Consider the following 22,248-nt stretch of genomic DNA (forward strand, 5'->3'; position numbering starts at 1 on the left):
CGCCGATCGGCCGAGGCCTACGCGTCCTTCACTGCCCTTGCATGAACAGGAACTCGCGGGCGAGCTGGCGGATCCGTTCCCACCGCTCGTCCTCGACGAGGCCCCTCGTCCTCCACAGGCTTTCGTCGCTTGCTTCGGTCAGCTCGACGAGCAATCCGTCGATCGCCTCGAGCCGCCCGAGCTCACCCGGTGTCAACCCGAGGTCGGCCTGGAGCGACGCCTTGTAGTCATCGAGATCGAGAGCCAGCTCGTCGGCGAGATCGCCGACCCCGATGCTCGCCAGATAGGCGAGCTGGTCCGAGGCGGGCAGCGCCAAACGTGCCACTGCCCGCATCAGTCCGATCAGCTGTCGTGCTTGAACGCTCACGGGAAGTCCAGACCCACTCTCACGGTTCCAGTCCTGCCACTCGACACCTTGTAGTACGGGTTCGGTCCGTGGTGACCGCCGCCAGGATGCCACTGCATCATGCGGTCGGTGGGATTGCCGCGCGCGTTCTTCTCGACTGCCTTCCAGCCCCTGCCCGCCGCGCTTCCCCTCGACAGCGTGCCGGCCTCCCAGTTGCCAGCCTTGTCGACCGTGTCCTTGACCTTGTCGATCGACTTGAGCTTGCCGTTGCGCATCAGCTGGCCCACCGGATCCTTGAAGATCTTGTCGACCGCTCTCGCCGCTTTGGCCGCCGAGTGCGCTCGATGTGCGCTGGCCGCCGCCCTGATACCCCACATGGCACCCCGGACGGCGAGCGCTCCGACCCCGCCGGTCAACGCGCCGATCGCGACGGTCAGGGCTATCTCGGCGACCACCATGGCTATTGCCGCTCGATGCTCGTAGACCCAGGTCGCTGCCTTGACGGCCACCGCCGCGACCTTGTGGGCGACGGCCTTCGCGGTCTTCACCACCGCTTTGGCTACCTGTTTGACCTTCGCGACAGCCTTCTTCGCGACCTGGGCGACCTTCTTGGTCACCTTCTTCACGACCTTGACCGCGACCTTCACCACGGTCTTGACCGTTTTGACGATCTTCTTCGTCACCTCGACGGTCTTAGCCACGAAGGACCGCACCGCCGAGAACGTGTCAGTGGCTCGGTCCTTTACCCAGTTGACCACCGGTGTGACGACCTTCACCGCCTCCTTGACGGTGTCCGTCACGCGCTTGGTGACCGTCTTGGCGACGTTCGTGACGCTCGAGACGATGCTGGAGAACCACGACCTGCCGTCCGGGTCGCTGAACGACACGGGGTTGTTGTTGCCGTACGAGTACCCGTTCAGCGTCTGCGGGTCCTCGATGTCCACCAACGGGTCGATGGAGATGAACCGTCCGGTCGTGGGGTCGTACTCCCGCGCCCCCAGATGGATCAGTCCCGTCGACGGATCCGCCGTTCCGCCGACGAACGAGCGCTGTCCGGGCCACGCGGCAGGTCCCGTGCCGCGCTCGTTGCCGTACGGGTCCTGGCGCCGCCGCTGCACGTTCTGCACAGCGGTGTTGTCGATCGCCGTCGTGGCTGTGCCGTGGTGGTCCGAGGCCAGCCAGTGCAGGTTGTTCCCCATCCGTACGGCGATCGTCTGCTCGCCGTGCTGGTAGTACCGGGTCCCGTTGACCGCCCCAGCCTTGAGGGTGAGCTCGGTGTCGCCGAGATACAGCGTGGTCCCGGAGGCGTCGCGCCGGATCAGCCGCTCACCGTTCGCGTCGTAGAGGAACGACGTCTCCTGGCCGTTCTTGGCGACCTTCTCCAGGTCACCTTCGGCGTTCCACGTCATCGCCTCGCCGACACCGTTCAGCGTGCGAGTCTTCAGATCGCCCGTCTCGTTGTAGGTGTAGCTGTCGGTGCGCCCACCGGCGGGCATTCCCGAGCCGGTCGTGACGACGCTCTGCAGCGCGTGTGGCTGCGCGGCGCGGGCGTTCGGATAGGTGTACGTCGCCGTCGTCGAGCCGCCCGACCACTTCTTCGTCTCGGTCTTGCGGTTGCCGGTCTTGTCGAAGGTCCACGCGTTCCAGTAGGGCGCCGGTCCACCGAGGTTCGCCACCGTTGGCGCGGCCTCGCAGTCGCCGGCCACGTTGTCCGTACCCGGCTTGGGAGTCCACGCCTGCTCCATCCGGCGCAGGTAGTCGTAGGTGAAGCACTGTGTGTCCGTCGGCGCCCCGCTCGTCGACGACGGGGTGTCGGTGACCTTCGTGACGTTGCCGGACTCGTCGTAGACGTAGTCGACGGTCGCCACCATCCGCGGCAGCGTCTCCTTCTGCGTCACCACCTGCTGGAGTCGTCGAGTGGCCGTCTCATACGTGTAGCCCAGCTCGACCCACTTGCCGCCGGTCGCGCCGAGCTTGACCGTCTGCACCTCGCCGAAGCGCGTGTACCCCGTCTCGCGCACGTAGGTGGTGGAGGCGGAAGCGAGCGTCGTCGGCTGGTCCTTCTCGTCGTACCCGTACGTCAGTGTCTCTGCCGGAAGCCCACCGACTCCCGGAAGCGTCTCGGTAGCGAGCTGCCCGTCCTGTTTGTAGGTCGAGTCGAACCGGTAGGTGCCGGAGAGCTCGCCCTCGGACGCGGGGATCACGTACTCGGTCCCGGTCGCACGACCAGCGCCGTCGTAGCCCGTGATCCGCGTCGTGTACTTGTCGCCGTCGGTGTCGGTGCGGGTCGACGACGTCGGCATGCCCGGCAACAGCGTGTCGTACACCCACGACGCTCGCTCTGGCCCCTGAGCCGATCCTTCGCGGATCTTCGTCGTCCGGCCGATGCTGTCGTACTCGTACGCGAGCGTCGCCCCCCGTGCGTCGGTCTTGGTCGCCATCCGGTCGAGCTCGTCGAACGTGTACGTCGTCGCGCCCTTGTCCGGGTCGGTCTCCTTGAACATCCGGCCACGGACGTCGTACTCGTACTTCCACTGGTTGCCCTCGGGGTCGGTCACCGTCGCCAGCTGACCCGACTTGTTGTAGGTGTATTTCGTCGAGTCGTAGTCGGTACCCGTAGGCGTGGCGGAGCGATACTGCCGCAGCTCCAGCAGCCGGCCCTGTACGTCGGTGAAGCGGGTGACCGGCGTCTCGCCCTTCGGCGGATCGACCGACTCGCTGTCGCCGGAGTACGTGTGGATGGTCTCCCACTTGGGCTCGTTCTCGGACTTGAAGATCTCTTTGACCGGTCGGCCCGCGAGGTCGTACTCGGTGACCTTCTGGCTCGGGAGCCTCAGCTCGTCGGGCTCGGCCACCACGTCGGGTACCGGTGCGGCGGCGTTGTGGTACGGCCCGTTCTCCTTCACCTCCAGGCCGCGGCTGTCGTAGACCACGTCGCTGATGATCCGGCCGCCACCCTGTGCGGCCTCCTGCGTCTGTTTCGGGCGCATCAGGCCGTCGAACAGCTGGTACGAGGTCTCGATGCTGCCGTCGGTCTGCAGGGACTTCGTGGTGACGAACGGCGGCTTGTTCGCGAAGATGCCGTAGTCGTAGTCGACATCCGAGGTCGCGGCATTGTCGGCCGCCGCCGCGCGACCGGCCACGTTGGCACCGGCGATCCCGCTGCGGATCGACGCGCTGGCGCTACCAGCTCGGCCCGGGTACCAGACCTGGTCCGTCCGTCCGAGTGCGTCGTACGTCGCCTCGGTGCGCTTGCCGGTCTCGTCGGTGATCGCGACTTCCTCACCCCAGGCCGGCTCGAGCTCGATCGTCGTCTTCTGGCCGTTCGGCTTGTTCGTCTCGATCTTCGTCACCGGCCCGGCACCGGCCGGCGTGTAGGTCGTCGTGCTCTTCTGGTTCAGAACATCGGTCATCTCGGTCGTTCGGCCGAGACCGTCGTACTTCACCGTGCTGACCGTCTGGTACTCCGGCGTCCCGCTCGACGTGAAGCCCTTCAGCCGTTCGGTCTTCGTGACGTCGCCCTTCGTCGGCGGGGCGTCCAGCGAGGTGGCGTTGTCGTAGAACGTGCGGTTGTCGCCGACGACGTCGTCCTTGGTGTACGCGACGTTGCACGCCTTGGCGACCGTCAGCTCGCGCTTCGGCATCTCGGTGATGCCGAGCGCGTCGTTCTTTGTGTACTCGTAGTAGGTACAGGTGTCGTCCGCGGCCGTGCTCAGGTCGTTGCGGTCGTTGGCTCGCAGCAGCACGCCGTTCGTGTCGTACTCGTTGTTCGCGCCGCTCTCGCGGAAGCCGCCGCCGGCGAGTGTCTCGACCTGCCGGTTGGCCAGCTGCTGCGTCTGGAACGCGCTCGTCGTGCCCCACGTACGCACCCGCGTCGCGGTCGGCTCCGACACCCACGGGTCCGTGATCGTCCGGTCCACCAGAACGCCGGCCCCGTTGAACGTCCGGACCTCACGCGGTTGGCCGGCGAGCGGCAGCAGGTCATCGACCTTCGCGCCGGTCGAGTCGGTGACCTTGACGTCCTTGAACACGTTCGGAACCGACGTCTTGTCGCCGTCCATGCCGCGGTAGTAGCGGTTCTCGGTGACGATCTGCGGACCGCCGGGATTGCCCTTCTTGGTGATCACGACGTCGTAGCCGCGCCACTGCGACCAGGTCTTCTGGCCGATCTCGACCAGGCCGTCCTCGTCGTCGTGCCGCCACATCGGCGCGTTCGGGTACTCGAGCGTGGTCACCATCGGCTCGGCCTCGGAGACGAGGTCGTGTTCCTCGACCGACTTCACGACGTACTTGTGGAACCAGTCGGTCCGCTCCGTCGTCGCGCCGGGCGGCGTCCACTTCATCGGATGGCAGCGACGTCCGTTCGTGTCCGGCGCGGGAACGTCGCCGGGCACGCAGTCCACCGGGTAGTAGCCGATGTTCAGGTAGCCGCCGGTGCCGTAGTTGACCCGGGTCATGCGCCACCAGTTCATCGGCGGCAGCTGGTCACCGACGGGGTCGACCCGGTTGGCCTTCGGCTCGCCGTCGAAGTTCACCTCGGGGATCGCCACCCCGCCGGCGTTGCCGACGTGCCCGGCGTGCGTGATCGCGGTCATCCAGAGGCTGCGGCTGGTGCCGTCGCCATTGTCGGGGAACGAGTACCGCAGGGTCCACGAGCTCACCGGCTGGTACGCGGTGCCGCGCCAGATGTCGGCGGTGACCTTGCTCAGCTTCTTCATCGTGAAGAACGTCGGGTTGTGCTTGTTCTCGCACTTCGCCGGAGCGGATCCGTCGGCGTTGATGCAGCGCTGGTCCATCGGCACGTCGGGGTAGTCCGGCTGCGTCGCGCAGGGACTGTTCTCGATGCAGCGCTGGGTGGTGTCGAACGTGACCCGCCCGACCCGGCCGGTGCTCAGCGCGCCCGCCAGCTGGCCGTACTCGATCCGCTTGATGCTGCCGGCACGCGTGTACTTCGTGACCGCGGTCGCCGTGGAGTTCCGGCCGTAGTAGTTGGCCTCGGTGTCGTAGTACAGGCTCATCGTGTTGCCGTGCTTGTCCACGACGTAGTCGAGGTTCCACTTGTAGGTCTGCTGGCACCACGAGTCGGCGAACGCGGTCGCGTGGCACTGCTCGCCGGAGTGGTTGCCGTACACCGGAACGGTCCAACTGGAGTTCGTCACGTCGGTGCCGCCGGGCAGGTTGTTCAGGCCGAAGTAGTACTTGGTGCCGTCCTTCGTGGTGAGCAGCCAGTGCTCGCCCTTGTCCGCGGCGTTGCGGCCGTCGTCACCGTTGGTCGCGCCGGACAGCTTCTCGATCGTCGAGCCGTCGTCGTTGCGCGGACGCCACGTGCCGGAGTCGTCGTCACGGACGAGTTCGCCGCCCGCCCCGTTGAGAGTGAACGTCGCGTTGTCCGCCAAGCCTCGTTCGGACGACCAGCACAGGTCGCCGGTGATGCGGGTGCCGTTGTTGCCGGTCTTCTCCGGCTTCGAGGCACAGGACGCGTAGCGGCGTTCGATCGAACCGCCGGGCTGCAGGTCGAACCCCTGACCGACCCACGACGGCTGGTTGTTCGTCGAGGCCGTGCGGCCGTCGACGCCGCCGGAGACGTAGCCGAGCGCGAGCTGCGGGGCGGGACCGCCCGTGCTCGGCGGGACGGCCATCGGGTAGTTCCAGCTGAAGTCGCCGGAGGAACCGCCGACCTGCCAGGTGGCCGACGGCATCAGCTGCGAGGCGCCGAAGTTGCCGGCGCCGCTCGATGCGGCCGCTTGGATGGCGTACGTCTTGGTGGTGTCGCCGACCGTGACGTCGCCGGTCAGCGTGCCGTCGCCGTTGTTGCGGGTCTCGACGGGCGTGCCGCCGGGGAGCTCGAGCAGCCGCAGCCGCAGCGCCCAGTCGCCGCCGAACGTGTCGCGGAAGGCGTCGTAGTTGAGCTGGAGGCTCACCTTGCCGTTCTGCTTCACGCCGTCGGCACGGGCGACCTTGACCAGCAGGCCGTCGGTGCCGCGGCGGGCGAGGTCGACGCGGACCTTTCCTGGCGTACCGGCGCGAGCGCTCGCCTTCTCGGCGGCGCCGACCGCGACCGGCAGCACACCGGCGCGCGCCTTCGGCGTGACCGTACGTCCGCTCGCGAGGAGCAGGCCGACGTTCGCCTTGGCTTGCGGAACGGCGACCTCGGCCGTGCCGGCCTTCGGCCAGCTGACCTTGGGCGTGAACTTCGTCGCCGCCAGCTCGGCCTGGTCGACGGGCGGCGCCTTGGGCTTGATGTCCCTTACCGGGACGGACTTCTCCTCCGTTGGCTTCCACAGTGGGTCGTCCGCCTTCGGCGTGGCCTGCGCTGAGGGACCCCACAGCGTGGCGATCAGGGCCAGGGCGGTGACGATCGCGAGCATGATCGCGGCCGTACGGAGTGTGGACAGGCTGATGCGCACAGACGACATGGACGGTGCCCCTCCCCAAGGGTGACGCCAGTTTCCAGCGTTGAAAATCCTCGGGAGGTTACCGCGCGATCGAGCCGCGGGAGAAGACTTGTGGCACCCTGCTGCCGCCCTTGTTCAGTGCGGAGTTCCGCCATGGCGTCGCGACGCCAAATCCCCTGTGCTGGCGCGGTTCTGGCGTATCGCTGGCGGCTTCGGCCACCTCAGCCGGCGTGCTTGCCGGCTTCGGCGCGTCGGCGGCGGAGCCTGGTGACGACGAAGTAGCCGACGGCGAGAACGCAGACCACGATCACGGCGGCCTGGAACCAGCCGATGTAGCGCTCGACGACGTGCCAGTTCTCCCCCAGCCCGTACCCGGCGCCGATCAGCGCGGAGTTCCAGACCAGGCTGCCGATGCCGGTGAGCCCGAGGAAGATCGGCAGCGGCATCCGTTCGATCCCGGCGGGGATGGAGATGAGGCTGCGGAAGATCGGGATGAGGCGGCCGATCAGGATCGCCTTCGTACCGTGCTTGCTGAACCAGGCCTCGGTTTTGTCGAAGTCCGCCACGTTCACCAGCGGCAGCTTGTCGGCGATCCAGCGGATCCGGTCGCGGCCGACCAACGCGCCGATGTAGTAGAGAACGGTGGCCCCGACGAGCGAACCGAGCGTGGTCCAGATGATCGCGCCGACGAGGCTCAAGTTGCCCTGGCTGGAGGCGAAGCCCGCGAGCGGCAGGATCACCTCGCTAGGGATCGGCGGGAACAGGTTCTCGAGCGCGACCAGCAGACCGGCGCCAGGGCCGCCGAGTGCCTCCATCACCGAGGTGACCCAGCCGACAAGGCCGCCGGTCGTCTCGGGCGAGGTGGCGGCCGTGGCGGCCATGGGCAGGAAGGACATCGGGGCTCCCGTTCGCTTACGTCTACGACTTACCCCGGAACGGTACGGTGCGCGCCTGTGGTTTCCCTATGAGGCCCACCATCGACCTGTTCGGGTCTGAGCACCACCGGACAAGGTGGGGGTTTCCGCAGTGGATCGTGCCACCATGGAGCGATGGCAGAGTACGAGTTCCATCACCTCCAGCTGCCGCGCACCCTGTCCCGCAGAGTCGTGCGACAGCTTCTCGTCGACCGGGCTGAATATGACGGTTGGGAACTCGCACGCGTACGCCTCTACCCCGACGGCCGCCGGAAAGTCACCCTGCGCCGCCGGATCATCCGGGTGCGAAAGACGCTCAGTCCGGTGAGCTGACGCCCGTCACCTCGCCCTTGTCGTCGGTCGTGTAGAGGCCCTTCGACAGGTCGACGAGCACGAGCTTCGTACCGAACGGGTCGTCCACGACGGCGATCCGTCCCACCGGGATGTCGAACGTCTCCCGCAGCCTCCCGCCCGCCTCGACGATGGTCCGCGCGGCCTCGTCGGCGGAGTCCACCAGCCAGTTCGGCTCGTACGTCAACCCGGTGCTGAGCACGAGCTCGGCGTCGCTCTCCGGCAACCGCAGTGCCACCTGCCCAAGCTCGTCGTTGCGCCAGATCAGCGCGTGGCCCAGAACGTCGCGATAGAACGCCAGCCCACTGTCGAGATCCGGCACCGGCACCGTGACCGCGTCGACCTTCCGAAACAGCGGCATCGCCCTCTCCCTATTTGTCCCACGCGCGACCTGCCGAGAACAAGACTGTTTCTTTGTCCGATTTCGCCCCACACTCAACCCTCGTGGAGAAACGCGAACCCGTCACAGCCGCAGACCTCGACACCGTCATCGACCACCTGCTCGACACGCTCCGGCCCGTCTCGACCCAGGACTGGTCCGTTCCCGCCGGAACGTTGGACTGGTCCTGCTGGGAGACCGGCGAACATCTCGGCCAAGCCCTTACCCACTGGGCCTCCCAGCTCACCCTCCGGGCAACGACCCGCTACGTCCGCTGGGCCGCCCGCGCCCAGGAGGGCGCCCCGCCGGACGGCGTGCTCGACTTCGTCGAAGCGGGCGGCCGCCTGCTCGCGGTCGTCGTCCGTTCGGCACCGCCGTCGGCCCGTGCCTTCCACCCGATGGGCGTCACCGACCCCGAAGGCTTCGCCGGCATGGCCTGCATCGAGGCCATCGCGCATGGCCACGACATCGCCACCGGCCTCGGCCGGTCCCTCAACCCACCCACCGGCCTCTGCGACCGCGTCCTGCGGCGGATGTTCCCGCACCACGCGGAGGTCGAAGCAGAGCCGTGGCCCAAGCTCCTCTGGTCCACCGGCCGGGGAGACCTCCCCGGCCATGAGCGGCCCGAGGACTGGCGCTGGCGCGGCCAACCGTTGGACGAGCCCTGGGAGCCGCACCCCACCCCCGACCCGATCCCGTTCGCCCACCTACTTCAGTCGGGCGGTGCGTAGGAGCCGCCAGCCGAGGAAGGCGCCTCCCAGCAGGATCGGCAGCCCGAGCAGGAGCGGGGCGCGTAGTCCCCAGGCGTTCGCGGCAAGTCCGCCAAGCAGCGCGCCGAGCGGAGACGCGCCCATGATCGCGGTCCGATCGGCGGCCATCACCCGGCCCATCAGACCGTTCGGCGTGTGCCGCTGGAACTGGGTGACCGTGACCACGTCCCAGATCCCGAATGCGAAGGCGCTCACCGCGAGCGCGGCTGTCGCCACGACGGCGCCTCCGGTCACGGCGAGCACGACCTGACCCGCGGCCGCGGCGACGAGGAGCCCGGGCAGCAGAACGTGGGTGGGCAGGACCCTGGCGATCGTCGCCGCGGCTAGACCACCGACGAGACCACCGGCAGCCGCGATGCCGACGACGATCCCGTACGCGCTCGGCGGAAGGTGGAGGATCTCGGTGACGTACAACGCCAGCAACGCGAACCACGCGCTGTCGGTGATCACGAAGACCATGGTGAGAACCGTGATGCTGCCAAGCCGTCGATGACCGACCAGCCATCGGATCCCTTCCCAGATCTCGCTCAGCGCGCCACGGACCGTCGTCGTCTGCCGGCCCGGCGCGAAGCGATCGGGAAGGGAACCGAGGAGGAAGGTCGCCGCCACGTTCGTCAACCCCTGAAAGAAGAACGGCACGGCGGCGACGAGACCGAAGAGGGCGCTGCCCAGGGGCGGGCCGACGAGCTCACCACTGGCGTTACCAGCGGTGATGATGCGGCCGTTGGCCCGTTCCAGGTCAGCGGGCTCGACGAGCGCCGGAGTCATCGTTCTTACGGCCGAACCGGCGAACGTGGCGCACGTCCCCATGCCGAACGCGGCCGCATAGATCATCGCCATCCCGGCGACGCCGGTGATCATGGCCACGGCGAGGACGATCACGAGGGCACCCTGCGTCGCGGTGGCGGCGACCGCGAGCGTTCGTCGATCCCGGCGGTCGGCGAGCGCACCCGCGGGCAGCCCGAACAGCAGCCACGGCAGCTCGAGGGCGACCGCGATCCCGGCGACGTGGATGGGCTCGGACGACAACGCGGCCGCCGCCAGCGGGAACGCCGCCGCACCCGTCCCGCCGCCGAGGCGGGCGACGGAACTCGCTGCCCAGAATCTCCAGAACGCGCTCAGCTCACACCTCCCAATATCAGAAGTACGGTAGCCTGTTGGTTCTGATATTGGGAGGCTTCGCTGAGCGTCATTTCGGAGTCGCGGGCTCGCCAGCTCCTGTCCGACTACGAGCGGACGCTGGCGGGTGCCGACCTGTCGCCAGGGACGTGTCGCGCCTATGTGTCGCGGGTCGGCGGCTACCTGCGCTGGCTCGCGGGGCCCGAGATCGGCGGCACCGACCTCGGAACCGGTGATCCGCTCACCGACCCCGTCACCGCGAGGCGAGCGGTCCGCGAGTACCGCTCATGGATCGAGTCCGAGCGCGCCGCCAAGCCGACGACGGTGAACGCCACCCTCACCGCCCTCGACCACTTCCACGCCTACCAGGGAATCAGCGAGCTCGAGTCCGCCCGCGTCGACCAGCCGGCCGCGGCACCGCCGGCGTTGAGCCCGGACGAACTGGACGCGTTCCAGCACGCGGTCGCCCGCCGGCAGGCTGTTCGGGACCGGGCGATCGCGCTCGTGCTCGTGGACACCGGGCTCCTCGCCTCGGAGCTGGTGGCCCTCGACGTTCCCGACGTTCGCCGGGGCACCGCGAGTCTGATCGTTCGACATGACGACGTCGCCAAGCGCCGCGAGCTGCCGATGTCACCGCACTCCGAGATCCCGCTTCGCGGCTGGCTACGCGAGCGGTCGCGATGGACGGGGTCCCCCGCCCTGTTCGTCAACCGGCGCGGCGGGCGGCTCAGCACCCGCTGGGTCACCGAGTTGGTCGTGGCGATCAGCCAGGCCGCGTCGCTGGATCGAGTCGTCACACCGGCCCTGCTGCGGCGTACGTTCGCGACCAACCTGCTCGACCGCGGCACCGACCCCCACGACGTCGCGGCGCTGATGGGTCACAAGCGCGTACAGACGACCAACGCGTACCGGCGTTAGACCTGGTCGAGGAACCGGTCCAGGACCTTCGTCCCGAACTCCAGCGCGTCCGTCGGGACCCGCTCGTCCACCTCCTCGCCTAGCTCAACGGACGTGTCGCATCTCGCGGCTCGGCTGCAGCCGAATGGCCCTTCGCAAGCGACAGCAGCTCGCATGAAGGCTTGTGCGGAATCTGATGTGGACATGTGTGCACACCGGCTCTGCGTGTGCGAAAATCGCACACATGGCTGACGTGGACATTCAAACCCTGGGTGAACGGCTCCGAGTAGCACGTGAGCGGGCGGGCCTGAAGCAAGGCGAGCTTGCGACGCTCGTGAACCTCGATCGAACTGCCGTCAACAGGATCGAGACCGGCATCCGCAAAGTCACCGCCCTGGAACTATCCGACATCGCGACGGCCCTGGGCGTGCGGATGTCCTCATTCTTCGAAGACCCAACTCCGGCACTAGTCTCGCACCGCTCCAGTCAAGGTCTTGATACCGCCGACTCCAAGATTGACCGACTGCTGGCGGGCATAGCTGCCGACGTGGAGTTCGTGAATGAGCTAGCTCCGGACGAACTTGCACTCCCAGGTGAAGCGACACAGCAGCCCCGTCCCACCAGTTCGTCCGAAGCCGAGGACCTTGCGGCAACTGCGAGGACCATGCTCGGAGTTGACAGTGCAGAGCCCCTGTGCGACCTGGTTGACCGGGTTGCCTCGGTTGGGCTCCTTGCGTTCTCTACCGATCTGGGCGTGGACACTGCCGACGCTGGAACGATCCTGCTGCGTCAAGGCGGGGTCTGCCTGATGAACAGTCACAACAAGGTTGGACGTCGACGCCTGGCGTTGGCCCACGAACTGGGCCACTACTTGGTGGCCGACGAATATACGGTCGATTGGCGTGTCGCCGACCAACGTGGTGGTGACCTCGAGTCGCTTCTGGACCGATTCGCACGGTCGGTCCTGCTACCTGATGCTGGGGTCCGTGCGTCGTGGGCTCAGCACGAACCGCGGACGCTTCGTGAGATGGCGGTGCTGCTGGCAAGCAGGTTCCGAGTCGACATGGCGACACTCGCCCGAAGGCTGAATGAGCTGGGTCTGATCGACCGCGACGACGTAGCTCTCGTCCGCGGCACAACGACGACGCGTGCCGACATCGTGGAGTTTGGTCTCTACGTCCCGTCTGACCTCGAAGGCACCAGCCTTCCCGTGCCGTACCAGAAGGCGGTCTTGCGAGCTTTCAGGGACGAACGGATCAGCCGGGAACGCGCCCTGGAGCTACTCCACAACACGTTCGCAGAAGCTGATCTACCGGCGCTCCGGCCCCGCCGTGAAGACGAGATCTGGACGTTCGTGTCGTGAGCATGCCGCCATCCGCACTAGTCTTCGACACCGGTCCGTTGCGTCATTTTGCGGTGCAGGGATGGCTTGGTGTGTTGAAGTTTGTCGCGGGGGATCGCGCCGTCGTCATCCCAGCGAGCGTGGAGTACGAACTCAACAGGCAAGCCCACGACGTTCCCGCTGTGCTCCAAGTTCTCGGTGCGGACTGGATCGAGGTCGATCGGAGCGACGACCTCCCGTTTCTGATGGCGTTCGCAAAGTATGAGCGGCGTCTCGCCGTCGGGGAACAGAATCGCGGTGAGTGTGGTGTTCTTGCCCTCGGCAGGACTAGAGGATTCGAAGCTGTCCTTGACGACGCCGTGCCGCGGGCCGTTGCGAAGGAGGACGGCATCCAAGTAACGGCGACGCTGCCATTACTCTGCCACGCGATTCGCGAAGGCCAGTTGGCCGTCGCAACGGTAGAGGCGCTCGCCGACGACCTGCTGTCCGGGGACTACTACCTACCCTTCGCAAAGGGTGGGTTCAGGCAGTGGGCCTACGAGCAAGGACTCATCGAATACGGCTGAGCACTGTCGTTGGGTCCATGCCATTGTGTCGTCACATCGCTCGAGCGGGTGGTCGGCGGCTAGACCTGGTCGAGGAACCGGTCCAGGACCTTCGTCCCGAACTCCAGCGCGTCGGTCGGGACTCGCTCGTCCACGCCGTGGAACATGCCGACGAAGTCCAGGTCGGCGGGCAGCTTCAGGGGCGCGAAGCCGTACGAACGGATGCCCAACCGGCTCCAGGCCTTGCCGTCCGTGCCGCCCGACATCAGGTACGGGATGGGGCGGGCGGCGGGGTCCTCGGCGATCAGCGAAGCCTTCATCGCCTCGACCAGCCCTCCGGCGAACTCGGCCTCCGGCGCGACGTCGAGGTTGACCATCTCGCGCACGACCTTGTCGCCGATCAGCGAGTCGATCGTGGTCAGGAACTCCTCCTGCGCGCCCGGGACGAAGCGGCCGTCGACGTACGCGATGGCCTCGCCGGGGATGACGTTCAGCTTGTAGCCGGCCTCGAGCATCGTCGGGTTCGCGGTGTTGCGCAGCGACGCGCCGATCATCCGCGCGGCCGTGCCGAGCTTCGCCACCGTCGCCTCGAGGTCCGCCGACTTGGGGTCGAGGTCGACGCCGAAGACGTCGGACAGCTCGGCCAGGAAGGCCGCCACCGTCGGCGTGATCCGCAGCGGCCACTTGTGCTGGCCGATGCGCGTGACGGCCTCGGCGAGCGCGATCACCGCGTTGTCGTCGTTCGTCATCGACCCGTGTCCCGCGGTCCCGCGAGCGCGCAGCCGCATCCAGGCCATGCCCTTCTCGGCGGCCTGGATCAGGTAGAGCCGCAGGTCGTCGCGGATCGTCAACGAGAACCCGCCGACCTCCCCGATCGCCTCTTTGCAGTCCGCGAGCAGCTCCGGGTGCTTGTCGACCAGCCAGTGCGCGCCGTCGTACCCGCCGGCCTCCTCGTCCGCCGTGTAGACCAGAACGAGCGGCCGCCGCGGCCGCGCGCCGGCGCGTTCGCGGGAACGGACGACCGACAGCACCATCGCGTCGAAGTCCTTCATGTCGACCGCGCCGCGGCCCCAGACGCAGCCGTCCTGGATCTCGCCGGAGAACGGGTCCACGGTCCAGTCCGCCGCCTGGGCGGGTACGACGTCGAGGTGACCGTGCACGAGCAGCGGCTCCGCGGCAGGGTCGGTCCCCTCCCAGCGGGCGACGACGGTCGTACGCCCGGGCGAGGACTCGTAGAGCGTGGGCTCGATCCCGACCTCGGACAGCTTCTCGGCGACGTACTCCGCGGCCTTCCGCTCCCCCGGCCCCGATCCGTCCCCGTAGTTCGAGGTGTCGATCCGAATCAGGTCTCGGCACAGCTCGACGACCTCAGCCTCTGGCCGGTACTCCACCCGCTCAGTCATGCCGCCATCCTCTCCCGGCGCGCCCGAACCGTAAACGCCGAGCCACCTGGCGGGCCTATCAGCTACCGTTTGCTACAGTGAGCGCCGCGCCGCGAGAGCAAATGCGTGCGCTGGTCCGGGTGGCGGAATAGGTAGACGCGCTAGCTTGAGGTGCTAGTGCCCGTGTAGGGCATGGGGGTTCGAGTCCCCCCTCGGACACACGAATTCAGGAGCGGGCAGTCGAGTACGTCGACCGCCCGCTTTCTTCGTTCACAGGGCCGCTGCGACGACCGTTTCGTCGTAGCGGGGCGCGATCCAGGTGATGGCTCGTAGGTTGCGCTGGTAGCCGTTCGGATTGGGCACCCAGCCGTGCAGGGACCAGCCGGCCCCGCCGACGAGGGACGTGAGGAGCAGTGGGACGACGGCCGCGAGCTCGCGTTCGGTCAACGGATGGATCTCGTGGTAGCCGGCGACATAGTGCCGCAGGACGGCGGTCATGGCCTGGGGATCGCCGTCGATGATCTGGCCCCGGAGGCGGCTGGCGAGGTAGCAGCTGAGGTCGCCGACTCCTGGGCCGTGCGGCAGGTGGTCGAGGTCGATGTAGCCGGTGACCTCGCCGTCGTGGACGAGGACGTTGCCGACGTTGCAGTCGCCGTGGGTGAGCTGGGTGGGCAGGTCGGTGAGCGCGGCCCAGAGGCGTTCCCGCAAGGGATCGACCAGGTCGCGCAGCTCCGCCGGCAGCTTGGCGTAGTCGTCGCCGAGGATGTCCGGCGCGGGATCGTCGGTGAACGACGTCACCCGCCACGGGCACGCGGCCAGCATGCTGTCGAGCCGGCCGATGCCGCGGCCGATCGTGTGCGCCTCCTCCGGCGACTCCTTGAGCTCAGGATCGTTGGGGAGCAGGGGAATGAGCACGTACGCGTCAGGGCCGGTCGGCTGCTTCTCTACCGGGTCGGTCCCGAGATTGTCGGCGTTGTACGCGATCAGCCCATCGTCGGTGACGACCGGCACCGCCACGGGCAGTCCGCCGGCCTGCAGGTAACACAGCACCCGGTACTCCTCGACAGGGCCGACTCCGGGTGGCCATTCCGGCAGGTGCTTGAGCACCCACTCCCGCCCGTCCTCGCCGGTGACCTTCCAAATCGGGTTGTTGACCTTCTCCATCGGCTCGACCCGGGCCGCTGGACCGACAACGCTCGTCCAGCCAGCCAGAGCCCCGCGTTCATCCATGCCCGGCACGCTAGGCGCGCACGGTCCTTGCCCGCACGACTTCTCCATTGACCGGATCCGGCCATTGGGAGATGCCCAAGGCCGGCGATCACGGCCGCTTGCCTAGCAGCGCGAAACCTCCGATGTCCCGGCCATCCTCCTCGCGGTAGCCTGCATCTGAAAGCCCCGGTGGACCGCTGACCTCGGTCAGGTCGCCGGGGCTAAGTCTTTCGCTGGCCACCGACAACGCGGTCGCCTCAGGCGAGGACCAGGTAACTCGCGAGCGGTGAGTCGAGAACCTCGGTTGCCAGAGTCCGGGACCGGACGGACTCAACCCGTCGGGTTCGCGCCGGTGGACGAGGGGATACAAAGAACAGAGACTGTGACCAGTCGATGAGGCGACCTGGATACGGGGCGGGACTTGACGGACGCGATCGTCGGTGAGCTGCGCTCGCTCGCGGGCGCGGAGCTGTACCGGCGTAACGCGTTCCGGCTGAGCGGGTTGCCGGCGAACGTCGACCGGCGCACGACCAGACAGCTACTGCAGCGCCTCAAGGCGGCCCTCGAGGTCGGTGCCGACGTCGACTTCGGCACCACCGCGTCCAGGGATCCGCACGAGCTCCAGGCCGCCTGCGACCTCATTCTCGGTGACCCGCGCCGACGCCTCGTGCACGAGGTGTTCGGGCCCTGGGGCGACGACGTGAGCGCCTGCGAGTGCGAGCGGGACTTCCACCGCCGCCACGACGCCGCGGTCGATGCGCACGCCACGGCGATCGAGGCCGAGCTGGCGGGCACACAATCCCCAGCCGAACGGGACGCGTACTGGAAGGCGGCCAGCCACCTCTGGGCGAACGTGCTCGAGAGCGAGGAGACCTGGGACCACCTCGTCAGCCGGGTCGAGCAGCTGGACGACCGGCAGCTCGACCTGCGCGCGCTCGACGGCATCGAGGACGAGCTCCCCCGCGCCCTGCTCAAGCCGCTCACCGACCTCGCCACCGCCAACCCCGCCGAGGCGCCGAGGCTGGCGGCACTCGCCAACGCCTGGCCGGCCGAGAACGAGCTCACCACCCAGCTGCTCGAGCGCGCCGCGCAGCCGCTGTACGAAGAGCTCGACGCGCACAGGCTCAGGCTCACCGACCAGCTCCAGGCGGAGGGCCCGCCAGACCCGGTCGCGAACGACATCCAGCGCACCCTCCTCCCCCTGCTCGAGAAGCTCGACGCGCTGCTGCCACCGGCCCGGCACCACCGCACCGCGACCCTGCACGACCAGCTCGCGATCCTGCTGAACAACTGCGCGGTCAAGCTGCTCGACACCGGCGACGTCACCGACGGCCGGGCCGAGACGTGGCTCAGCCTCGCGGCCGAACTGGCGATCGACCCGCGCGAGCAGGCGCTGGTCGCCGAGAACCAGCAGGCACTCCGGACGAGCGCCCAGGTGCTGGGCGACTTCGAGCAGCGGATCTACGACGAGTACACCCGCCGCGGCGAGTTCGCGGCGTTGTTCACGCTCCACGAGGTCCATCGCTCGACCGACGCGCAACCTGTGCGGGACGCGGTCGACCGGATGCTCGCGGAGATCAAGGCCGGCACGTTCACGCGCCGGCACCAGGAACGCCGGGGTACGTACAAGCCCGCGGCCACGCGACCGACTCCGACCCGGCCCCCGCGCGCGCGTCGTCCGAAGCGCCCGAAACGCCCGAAGCGCCGCGGCCGGACCGGCCGGGTCGTGTTCTGGCTGGCGGTCGCCGCCGCGGTCGTGTTCGCGCTCTACCAATGGGGCACGCTCGGGTCGCTGATCGGACAGCTCGGGCAGGAAGGGCCGGGGCCCAACGCGGTGAACGCGTGGGCGGCCAAGATCGCCGACAACGCCAAGGTCGGCACCTGCCTGGACGAGCAGAACGGCGACTGGCGGGCGAATCCCGGCGCACTCCGCTCCATCGACTGTGGCCAGCCGCACTGGGCCGAGATCCTCGGGTACGTGCGGCTCGGCCCGGTCCCCGGCCCCTACCCCGGCGACGACCAGGCGACCGCACTCGCGACGTTCTCCTGCGGCGAGCAGCTGGCGCGGCAACGGCTGCCCAGGCTGTACCAGGCCGAGGAGGTCCACTCCCGCGCCAAGGACTGGAACACCGGCAAGGTCGAGGGCTACGAGTACGAGAACTACGCGGTCTGCATCCTCCGAGGCACCGACGACCAACCGATCTCGGCCGGGCGCAAGCTCAAGACCGCCGTGCCGGACGTCCCGATGCCAGTGCAGATGGAGCTGTACGGCGGCGCGATCGCCGCCAACGCGCCGGTCGGCACCTGCATCCAGAGCCAGGGCAAGATCGCCCAGGGCGGCGTGATCGGCAAGGTCCCGGTCGTACGCTGCGAGGCCAAGCACTGGGCTCAGGTGGTCGGCTATCCGGCCATCGGCAAGCAAGGCGAGAAGTGGCCTGGCGACAAGGCGGTGTTCGACCGGGCCAAGCAGGCGTGCGCGAAGCTGATCTCGCGCCGAGAAGGGTTCACAACCTCGGTCGGCTTCCCGGACAAGACCTGGTGGGACAACCCGAAGCTGACGATCTATACGTTCTGCGCGGCGCATCGCGTCGACGGCAAGCCGTGGGAGGGACGGTTGTGATGAGCTGGCTGAGCACCCGCCAGTGGCGGCAGCACAAGGCGTTTCGCATCGCGCCGCCGCGCTGGCCCGAGGCCCAACGCGACGACCTGGCGTGGTACCTGAACGAGCTCGCGGAGCTCACCCAGCCAGCCGAGCAAGAACCAGTGCCCACCGGCGACACCCTGGACGACGGCTCGATGGCCACCGCGGCGACGCAGCTGTGGCGGGCGCAGCGCAAGCTCGCGCAGGGCAAGCCGGACTCGCAGTCCAAGCAGGCCGCACGCTACCTGCGGACCTGTGCCGAAGCGCTCGCCGAAGCCGGACTCACCGTCCAGGACCACGACGGCGAGCCGTTCCACGCCGGCAAGTCCATCGAGGTCCTCGTCTACTCCGAGGACCCGGACGTTGGCGCCGAGACCGTCGCCGAGACCGTACGCCCGGCCGTCTACCAGCACGGCCGCCGGATCCAGACCGCCCAGGTGATCGTCGCCGTACCCACCGCCGACCCCGAGGACAGCCATGCGTGACACGATCGACTTCGGCATCGACCTCGGGACCACCAACAGCGCGATCGCGGTGGCCGACGGCGACACGGTCACGGTGATCAAGAGCAACGACGACAGCCGCGACATCACCCCATCCGCGGTCTGGCTGCCGAGACCGGGGCTGATCCAGGTCGGCAAGAAGGCACGCGACCGAGCCGAGTTCGACCCGGACAACACCGCGGTCGAGTTCAAGCTGGAGATGGGTCTGGCCGACGCGGGCAAGAGCTTCGCCCGCGCGGGCGTACGGCTCACGCCGCCGCAGCTGTCCGCGGAGATCCTCAAGGCGCTCCGCGCCGACGCCGCCTCGTACCTGAACGGCCCGCCGCCGACCGCAGCCGTGATCACCGTCCCAGCCTCGTTCTCGCTGAACCAGAACAAGGCGACGGTCGAGGCCGCGGTGCTGGCCGGGTTCGTGCCCGGGTGCCCGCTGGTGCAGGAGCCGACCGCCGCCGCGTTCGCGTACGGGTTCCGCGACGCCTCCGACCGCGCGTACTGGATGGTGTTCGACTTCGGCGGCGGAACGTTCGACGCCGCTGTCGTGAGCAAGCGCGACGGCGACCTGCGGGTACTCAACCACGCCGGCGACTCCTACCTCGGCGGCAAGCTGATCGACTGGGCGCTGGTCGACCGGGTGCTCGCGCCGGCCGCCGCCCGCGAGCTCGGGCTGACGAACTTCCGCCGCGACGACCCGGCCTGGCGGCACAGCTTCGCCCGGCTGAAGACGGCCGCCGAGGAGGCGAAGATCGCGCTGTCGCGGACCGCGTCGACCGCGGTCATGGTCGAGCTCGATACCCAATCAGGTATGACCGAGATGTTCGAGTACACGCTGACGAGAGGCGAGCTGGACCAAGTCGCGGAGCCGTACTACGTCCGCGCGATCAACCTCTGCCGCGAGGCGATGCGCGACAGCGGGCTGGCGGCGGACGCGATCGACAAGCTCCTGCTGGTCGGCGGCGTCACCCTGACGCCGGGGCTGCGCGAACGCCTCGCCGACCCCCAGGCCGGACTCGGGATCGAGCTCGACACCAGGCTCGACCCGACCACGGTGGTGGCGCACGGAGCCGCCGTTTTCGCCAGCACCGTAAGGCATCCCGCTCCGGCGGCGACGGCGCCCGCGGCCGGCGAGTACGGCGTCCAGCTCGCGTACGAGCCGAGCGTCACGACCACCACCCCGACCGTGGCCGGACGGCTGCGGGCCGGCCGCGAGCTGGACTGGACCGGGTTCTCCGTCGTGCTGGCGAATCCGGACGGCATGCCACCGTTCCGCTCGGCGAACATCGCGCTGAACCGGGCCGGCGCGTTCGCCGCCGAGGTGACCATCGACGAACGCCGGACGTCCCGCTTCACCCTCGAGCTGTACGACCCGACCGGGGCGCCGCAGAAGCTGACCCCGAACACGCTGTCGATCACCCATCGCGAGGTCGAGTTCGGCGGCGCCCGGCTGACCCACTCGCTCGGCATCCAGCTGGCCGACCGCGGGTTCTCGCCGATCCTGCGCAAGGGCGCGGTCGTTCCGACGCAAGCCCGGGAGACGTTCCGGACCGCGCAGGCGCTGCACCGCCGCGACGACGAGGCGGTGATCCGGATCCCGGTCGTGCAGGGCGAGCGGCCCCGCGCGGATCGGAACCGACTGGTCGGCACACTCGAGATCCGCCCCGTCGACGTCCGGCTCGACCTGCCGGCCGGGACCGAGGTCGAGGTGACGTTCGAGGTCGACGCGTCGAACCTCGTCACCGTCGTCGCCGACGTCCCGCTGATCCAGGCGCAGTTCGAGGCCGAGATCGACCTCGACTCGATCCGTACGCCGACCGCGGAGTCGCTGCACCAGCAGCTCGCGGAGGCGGAGCGCCGCCTCGACGAGGCACGCGCGTCGGACGACCTCCCGGAGGTGCGCGAACGGCTGGCCAAGCTGGAGGCAGAGGGCACGCTGACCACCGTCCGCGAACAGGTCCGAGCTGCCTCGACCGACGCCGGCGCGGCCGCGACCGCGGAGGACCGGCTGCGCGACCTGCACGCCCAGTTGGACGACGTGGGTGACGCCGCGAAGCTGCCGCCGCTCGTACGGCAGCTGTTGGAGCTGCTCGACGAGGCCAGTGCGCTGGCCGCGCGGACGAACGCCGCCCGCGACGACCAGGAGCTCGCGCAGCTGCGCGAGCAGGCCCAGCGCGCGATCGACGAGCAGGATCTCCGGGCGGTCCAGGTCCAGATCGAGCGGACGACCGCGTTCCTCGTCCGGCTCGAGAGCCGCCAGCCTGGGTGGCCGTCGCGGCTGTTCTACGGCATCACCGAGCAGCCCGGTCTGCTGCCGCCGACGCGGGAGGCGGACGACCTGGTGCGGGAGGGCAACCAGGCGATCTCGGCCGGCGACGAACGCGCGTTGGAACGGGTCAACCAGCGGCTCGTCCGGCTGATCCCGCAGGACGAGCAGAGCAAGATCATCGGGCTGATCAAGTGACCGTTCTCGACGTGCTGCAGGCGCAACTCGCGCTGAGCCGTGCCGCCGAGGCCGCGCAGCGGGGTTCCCTCGAGTCGGCTGGCGACGAACTGGTCGCGCTCGACGAGGCGGGCGCCGCCACGCCGGAGCTGCTGGACCTGTTGGCGCGGATCCGCGCGCAGCAGGAACGGTGGTCGGAGGCCGACACGTACTGGGCCCGCTTGCAGGACCTGCGGCCGGACGACCCTGCCGCCGCCGCGGGGCGCGAGACCGTCGCGGCGATCGTCGCGGGCCGCCGCCGACCTCGGCCGGTCGCGCCCGTTGCGGGCGCGGTCGCGGGCGTCGCGGTGGTCGCGGCACTGGCGTTCGGGGCGGTACGGCTCGGCGACGTCGACCAGCCACCCACCCGGCCGGCTGCCCAGTCGACCGGCTCCCCTGTTCCCACGGCCGATCCGACGGTGAACGCGGACCGGGAGCGTGCGGAGGAGCTGGCCGCGCAACTCGCCGCGATCGAGGCGCGGAGTCGTTCCGACGCGGCCGCGCTGGCTGCCAAGCTGGACCAGCTCTCACGGCAGGTCGCCGGCCCGGGCGTCGTCGTCCGCCGGCAGTCGGGTGCCGTGCGGGTCCTCTTCTCCCAGGGGCTGTACGCGTACGGCACCGCGCTGACTCCCACGGGCCGCGATGCCCTTACGGCGTTGGGGAAACGCCTCAGCGGGCTGGACGCCGCGATCACCGTCGTCGGCCACTCGGTCGCCCTCCCCGACAAGCCGACGGGCGGCTCCACGACCGCACTCGCCCGCGCCCGGACCGCGACCCGAGAGCTGAGCGAGGCGTCTGGTCTCCCCCTCGCCGCCTTCACATTGCAGGCCGCCGACCAGCGCGAGACCCCGTTCCGGACGGCTCGCCAGAACCGCACCGTCACCGTGCTGCTCACCCCGCGCGCGGCGTAGGTATCGGCGCGGAACGCATTGGGCAGGTTCCCCGTCAGAAGACACGGCGAGCCTCGGATACGGTTCGCGAG

Annotated in this window: 16 protein-coding genes and 1 tRNA gene; 10 read left to right on the forward strand and 7 right to left on the reverse strand. The window is 68.9% G+C overall.

Annotation, left to right across the window (positions count from 1 at the left end; translation table 11 throughout):
- Nucleotides 1-28: 28 nt before the first annotated feature.
- The 3 genes from JOD67_RS24755 to JOD67_RS24765 all read right to left on the reverse strand — a co-directional run bounded on the left by JOD67_RS24755 (nt 29) and on the right by JOD67_RS24765 (nt 7,637).
- A complete protein-coding gene (locus tag JOD67_RS24755) occupies nt 29-367 on the reverse strand; it encodes a hypothetical protein (protein ID WP_205120085.1) in 339 nt (112 codons plus the stop codon).
- Nucleotides 364-6,762, reverse strand: coding sequence for an RHS repeat domain-containing protein (locus tag JOD67_RS24760; protein WP_205120086.1), 6,399 nt, complete (start codon nt 6,760-6,762; stop codon nt 364-366). The genes JOD67_RS24755 and JOD67_RS24760 overlap by 4 nt, the downstream gene beginning before the upstream one ends.
- 200 nt (nt 6,763-6,962) lie before the next feature.
- On the reverse strand, nt 6,963-7,637 hold the full coding sequence (locus JOD67_RS24765; RefSeq protein ID WP_239554034.1) for a DedA family protein: 675 nt from the start codon (nt 7,635-7,637) through the stop codon (nt 6,963-6,965).
- Between the two features lie 153 nt (nt 7,638-7,790).
- On the opposite strand from JOD67_RS24765, the gene JOD67_RS24770 reads away from it, so the two are divergent.
- A complete protein-coding gene (locus JOD67_RS24770; protein ID WP_205120087.1) occupies nt 7,791-7,988 on the forward strand; it encodes a DUF5703 family protein in 198 nt (65 codons plus the stop codon).
- Here JOD67_RS24770 and JOD67_RS24775 read toward each other — a convergent pair.
- Nucleotides 7,972-8,367 (reverse strand): VOC family protein, encoded by a 396-nt coding sequence (locus JOD67_RS24775; protein WP_205120088.1) that lies wholly within the window; start codon nt 8,365-8,367, stop codon nt 7,972-7,974. The genes JOD67_RS24770 and JOD67_RS24775 overlap by 17 nt on opposite strands.
- Before the next feature lie 83 nt (nt 8,368-8,450).
- On the opposite strand from JOD67_RS24775, the gene JOD67_RS24780 reads away from it, so the two are divergent.
- A complete protein-coding gene (locus JOD67_RS24780; protein WP_205120089.1) occupies nt 8,451-9,116 on the forward strand; it encodes a maleylpyruvate isomerase N-terminal domain-containing protein in 666 nt (221 codons plus the stop codon).
- Here JOD67_RS24780 and JOD67_RS24785 read toward each other — a convergent pair.
- Nucleotides 9,093-10,511 (reverse strand): MFS transporter, encoded by a 1,419-nt coding sequence (locus JOD67_RS24785; RefSeq protein ID WP_205123162.1) that lies wholly within the window; start codon nt 10,509-10,511, stop codon nt 9,093-9,095. The two genes, JOD67_RS24780 and JOD67_RS24785, sit on opposite strands and share 24 nt — an antisense overlap.
- Between JOD67_RS24785 and JOD67_RS24790 the strand changes: the two genes are divergently transcribed.
- From JOD67_RS24790 to JOD67_RS24800, 3 genes are all read left to right on the forward strand, one after another.
- Nucleotides 10,437-11,192, forward strand: a complete 756-nt coding sequence (locus tag JOD67_RS24790; protein WP_205120090.1) for a tyrosine-type recombinase/integrase — start codon at nt 10,437-10,439, stop codon at nt 11,190-11,192. The genes JOD67_RS24785 and JOD67_RS24790 overlap by 75 nt on opposite strands.
- Before the next feature lie 223 nt (nt 11,193-11,415).
- Entirely contained in the window at nt 11,416-12,534 is a 1,119-nt protein-coding gene (locus tag JOD67_RS24795; RefSeq protein WP_205120091.1) for a helix-turn-helix domain-containing protein, read from the forward strand.
- Between the two features lie 2 nt (nt 12,535-12,536).
- Nucleotides 12,537-13,079: a PIN domain-containing protein gene (locus tag JOD67_RS24800; RefSeq protein ID WP_205123163.1), complete on the forward strand. Its 543-nt coding sequence runs from the start codon at nt 12,537-12,539 to the stop codon at nt 13,077-13,079.
- 59 nt (nt 13,080-13,138) lie between these two features.
- On the opposite strand, the gene JOD67_RS24805 is transcribed toward JOD67_RS24800, so the two are convergent.
- Nucleotides 13,139-14,461 (reverse strand): M20/M25/M40 family metallo-hydrolase, encoded by a 1,323-nt coding sequence (locus JOD67_RS24805; RefSeq protein ID WP_205120092.1) that lies wholly within the window; start codon nt 14,459-14,461, stop codon nt 13,139-13,141.
- Nucleotides 14,462-14,574: 113 nt separating this feature from the next.
- On the opposite strand from JOD67_RS24805, the gene JOD67_RS24810 reads away from it, so the two are divergent.
- Nucleotides 14,575-14,659, forward strand: a tRNA-Leu gene (locus tag JOD67_RS24810).
- Nucleotides 14,660-14,710: 51 nt separating this feature from the next.
- On the opposite strand, the gene JOD67_RS24815 is transcribed toward JOD67_RS24810, so the two are convergent.
- Complete coding sequence (locus JOD67_RS24815) at nt 14,711-15,670, reverse strand: phosphotransferase enzyme family protein (RefSeq protein WP_205120093.1); 960 nt, start codon at nt 15,668-15,670, stop codon at nt 14,711-14,713.
- Between the two features lie 400 nt (nt 15,671-16,070).
- Here JOD67_RS24815 and JOD67_RS24820 point away from each other — a divergent pair, with 400 nt between their 5' ends.
- The 4 genes from JOD67_RS24820 to JOD67_RS24835 are packed head-to-tail and all read left to right on the forward strand — an operon-like array spanning nt 16,071 to nt 22,177.
- Nucleotides 16,071-18,269 carry a hypothetical protein gene (locus tag JOD67_RS24820; protein ID WP_205120094.1) on the forward strand — a complete coding sequence of 733 codons (2,199 nt, stop codon included), beginning with the start codon at nt 16,071-16,073 and terminating at the stop codon, nt 18,267-18,269.
- On the forward strand, nt 18,269-18,775 hold the full coding sequence (locus tag JOD67_RS24825; RefSeq protein WP_205120095.1) for a nucleotide exchange factor GrpE: 507 nt from the start codon (nt 18,269-18,271) through the stop codon (nt 18,773-18,775). Before JOD67_RS24820 ends, JOD67_RS24825 begins: the two co-directional genes overlap by 1 nt.
- A complete protein-coding gene (locus tag JOD67_RS24830; protein WP_205120096.1) occupies nt 18,768-21,248 on the forward strand; it encodes an Hsp70 family protein in 2,481 nt (826 codons plus the stop codon). The genes JOD67_RS24825 and JOD67_RS24830 overlap by 8 nt, the downstream gene beginning before the upstream one ends.
- Nucleotides 21,245-22,177: a hypothetical protein gene (locus tag JOD67_RS24835; RefSeq protein WP_205120097.1), complete on the forward strand. Its 933-nt coding sequence runs from the start codon at nt 21,245-21,247 to the stop codon at nt 22,175-22,177. The genes JOD67_RS24830 and JOD67_RS24835 overlap by 4 nt, the downstream gene beginning before the upstream one ends.
- Nucleotides 22,178-22,248 lie beyond the last annotated feature (71 nt).

The sequence above is a fragment of the Tenggerimyces flavus genome (genome assembly GCF_016907715.1).
GTDB lineage: Bacteria > Actinomycetota > Actinomycetes > Propionibacteriales > Actinopolymorphaceae > Tenggerimyces > Tenggerimyces flavus.